1 protein-coding gene is annotated in these 1,081 nt (G+C 61.7%); it reads right to left on the bottom strand.

All coding sequences use genetic code 11. From position 1 onward, the window contains the following. On the bottom strand, window positions 1-1,081 hold a 1,081-nt coding region (locus JJE47_15340; protein ID MBK5268794.1), incomplete at both ends, for an NAD-glutamate dehydrogenase.

Genomic DNA, 1,081 nt, shown 5'->3' with positions numbered 1-1,081 from the left:
TCGTATGCCCCCACCCGTCTCAGGGCGGCCCGCTCTTCCTGGGAGATCATTTGGGCCTGCTGGAAATTGTCGTAGAGGATCCGCTCGACCACCTGTTCGGCTGAATCCGCGACCATGCGATCGCGCTGTTCGCGAGTCAGCTCCCCCCGTCGCTCGACGATACCAAGAAGGATCTTGAGATTGACCTCGCGGTCCGAACAATCAACCCCGCCCGAATTGTCGATGAAGTCGGTGTTGATCTTGCCTCCGGCCATCGAATACTCGACCCTCCCGGCCTGGGTCAGACCGAGGTTGCCGCCTTCGATCACCGTGCGACACCGGAGGTCGAGCCCGTCGACCCGCACACCGTCGTTGCCGCGATCCCCCACCGCTTCGTTGGTTTCGGTGCTCGCCTTGACATAGGTGCCGATGCCACCGTTCCAAAGCAGGTCAACCGGGGCCAGCAGGATCGCCTTGATGAGTTGGGTCGGAGTCCAATCTGTTTGAGTCACACCAAGGGCTGCGAGAGCTTCGGGCCACAATTGGATCTGCTTGAGGGACCTCGGCCACACTCCCCCACCGGGGGAAAGCAGCGTCCGGTCGTAGTCATCCCACGAAGATCGGGGAAGATCAAAGAGTCTCCTTCGCTCTACGAACGACGTCCGCGAATCCGGGTTGGGATCGATGAAAATGTGGCGGTGGTCGAAGGCGGCGACGAGTTTGATCTGATCGGAACCGAGCATCCCGTTGCCAAAGACATCTCCCGACATATCTCCGATGCCAACTGCGGTGAAGGGCTGGCGGTAAGGATCCCGACCCAACTCCATGAAGTGCCGCTCCAGCGACTTCCAGGCTCCGCGGGCCGTGATGGCCAGCCTCTTATGGTCATAACCGGCCGACCCGCCCGAAGCAAAGGCGTCGTCTAACCAGAAGCCGTTTTCGGCCGCGATTGAGTTAGCGAGGTCGCTGAAAGTGGCGGTCCCGCGATCGGCGGCCACCACCAGGTAGGGATCGGGTCCGTCGTGAACCCTCAGCCCGGCCGGATGCACCGCACGTCCCTCGACGAGGTTGTCGGTCACATCGAGCAATGCGCGGATGTAGG

It is taken from the genome of Acidimicrobiia bacterium, from assembly GCA_016650365.1.
Taxonomy (GTDB): Bacteria; Actinomycetota; Acidimicrobiia; order Spongiisociales; family JAENVV01; genus JAENVV01.
This window is presented reverse-complemented; position numbering and strand designations above follow the sequence as displayed.